At 52.0% G+C, this 2931-nt stretch carries 1 rRNA gene; it reads left to right on the top strand.

Annotated features, from left to right (window positions below):
- The first annotated feature begins 31 nt into the window (after positions 1 to 31).
- Positions 32 to 2907 (top strand): 23S ribosomal RNA (locus ACK6C6_RS24485).
- The last annotated feature ends 24 nt before the right edge of the window (positions 2908 to 2931 follow it).

Here is a 2931-nt window from a genome sequence, read left to right as displayed (position 1 = left end):
TCCCTGTTGTCAGCAGGGGCCAACGTTATAGGGACAAGCGAATAAGTGCACATGGTGGATGCCTTGGCGATTACAGGCGATGAAGGACGTAGTAGCTTGCGATAAGCTGCGGGGAGTGAGCAAACACACTTTGATCCGCAGATTTCCGAATGGGGAAACCCGGCCCTTTGGGTCATTGCATACTGAATACATAGGTATGCAAAGCGAACGCGGCGAACTGAAACATCTAAGTAGCTGCAGGAAAAGAAATCAACCGAGATTCCCAAAGTAGTGGCGAGCGAAATGGGATGAGCCTGTACGTGATAGTCGAATTGATAGTGGAAGCTTCTGGAAATAGGCGCCATAGCGGGTGATAGCCCCGTACACGAAATCTCTTCGGTGGTACTAAGCGTACGACAAGTAGGGCGGGACACGAGAAATCCTGTCTGAACATGGGGGGACCATCCTCCAAGGCTAAATACTCGTAATCGACCGATAGTGAACCAGTACCGTGAGGGAAAGGCGAAAAGAACCCCGGGAGGGGAGTGAAATAGATCCTGAAACCGTGTGCATACAAACAGTCGGAGCCTCTTCGTGGGGTGACGGCGTACCTTTTGTATAATGGGTCAGCGACTTACATTCAGTGGCGAGGTTAACCGAATAGGGGAGCCGTAGAGAAATCGAGTCCGAACAGGGCGACAGTCGCTGGGTGTAGACCCGAAACCAGGTGATCTACCCATGGCCAGGATGAAGGTGCGGTAACACGCCCTGGAGGTCCGAACCCACTAATGTTGAAAAATTAGGGGATGAGCTGTGGGTAGGGGTGAAAGGCTAAACAAACCTGGAAATAGCTGGTTCTCTCCGAAAACTATTTAGGTAGTGCCTCAAGTATCACCATCGGGGGTAGAGCACTGTTATGGCTAGGGGGTCATTGCGACTTACCAAACCATTGCAAACTCCGAATACCGATGAGTGCGAGCTTGGGAGACAGACGTCGGGTGCTAACGTCCGGCGTCAAGAGGGAAACAACCCAGACCGCCAGCTAAGGTCCCAAAGATTGGCTAAGTGGAAAACGAAGTGGGAAGGCTAAAACAGTCAGGATGTTGGCTTAGAAGCAGCCACCATTTAAAGAAAGCGTAATAGCTCACTGATCGAGTCGTCCTGCGCGGAAGATGTAACGGGGCTAAGCCAGTCACCGAAGCTGCGGATATCTAGCAATAGATATGGTAGGAGAGCGTTCTGTAAGCCTGCGAAGGTGTCTTGTGAAGGATGCTGGAGGTATCAGAAGTGCGAATGCTGACATGAGTAGCGATAATGCGGGTGAAAAGCCCGCACGCCGTAAGCCCAAGGTTTCCTGTTCAACGTTCATCGGAGCAGGGTGAGTCGGCCCCTAAGGCGAGGCAGAGATGCGTAGCTGATGGGAAGCAGGTTAATATTCCTGCACCGTCGTATGATGCGATGGGGGGACGGATCGCGGAAGGTTGTCCAACTGTTGGAATAGTTGGTTTCTGGTTCATAGAAGGCGCTTAGGCAAATCCGGGCGCGGAATTCAAGGGACTGGGACGGGTGCCCATGCGGCACGAAGCAATCGGAAGTGGTTCCAAGAAAAGCCTCTAAGCTTCAGTCATACGAGACCGTACCGCAAACCGACACAGGTGGGCGAGATGAGTATTCTAAGGCGCTTGAGAGAACTCGGGAGAAGGAACTCGGCAAATTGGTACCGTAACTTCGGGATAAGGTACGCCCCGGTAGCTTGACTGCTTTACTGCAGAAGGGTGAAAGGGTTGCAATAAACTGGTGGCTGCGACTGTTTAATAAAAACACAGCACTCTGCAAACACGAAAGTGGACGTATAGGGTGTGACGCCTGCCCGGTGCTGGAAGATTAAATGATGGGGTGCAAGCTCTTGATTGAAGTCCCAGTAAACGGCGGCCGTAACTATAACGGTCCTAAGGTAGCGAAATTCCTTGTCGGGTAAGTTCCGACCTGCACGAATGGCGTAACGATGGCCACACTGTCTCCTCCCGAGACTCAGCGAAGTTGAAATGTTTGTGATGATGCAATCTACCCGCGGCTAGACGGAAAGACCCCATGAACCTTTACTGTAGCTTTGCATTGGACTTTGAACCAATCTGTGTAGGATAGGTGGGAGGCTTTGAAGCGGGGACGCCAGTTCTCGTGGAGCCATCCTTGAAATACCACCCTGGTTTGTTTGAGGTTCTAACCTTGGTCCGTTATCCGGATCGGGGACAGTGCATGGTAGGCAGTTTGACTGGGGCGGTCTCCTCCTAAAGTGTAACGGAGGAGTTCGAAGGTACGCTAGGTACGGTCGGACATCGTGCTAATAGTGCAATGGCATAAGCGTGCTTAACTGCGAGACCGACAAGTCGAGCAGGTACGAAAGTAGGACATAGTGATCCGGTGGTTCTGTATGGAAGGGCCATCGCTCAACGGATAAAAGGTACTCTGGGGATAACAGGCTGATTCCTCCCAAGAGTTCATATCGACGGGGGAGTTTGGCACCTCGATGTCGGCTCATCACATCCTGGGGCTGTAGCCGGTCCCAAGGGTATGGCTGTTCGCCATTTAAAGTGGTACGTGAGCTGGGTTTAAAACGTCGTGAGACAGTTTGGTCCCTATCTGCCGTGGGCGTTGGAAATTTGAAGGGGGCTGCTCCTAGTACGAGAGGACCGGAGTGGACGAACCTCTGGTGTACCGGTTGTCACGCCAGTGGCATTGCCGGGTAGCTAAGTTCGGAAGAGATAACCGCTGAAAGCATCTAAGCGGGAAACTTGCCTTAAGATGAGATTTCCCGGAGCCTTGAGCTCCTTGAAGGGTCGTTCGAGACCAGGACGTTGATAGGCTGGGTGTGGAAGTGCAGTAATGCATTAAGCTAACCAGTACTAATTGCCCGTACGGCTTGTCCCTATAACCTTGGTAGGCTATAGACAA

The sequence above is a fragment of the Massilia sp. BHUDP2 genome, assembly GCF_046236355.1.
Taxonomy (GTDB): Bacteria; Pseudomonadota; Gammaproteobacteria; order Burkholderiales; family Burkholderiaceae_D; genus Telluria; species Telluria varians.
This window is presented reverse-complemented; position numbering and strand designations above follow the sequence as displayed.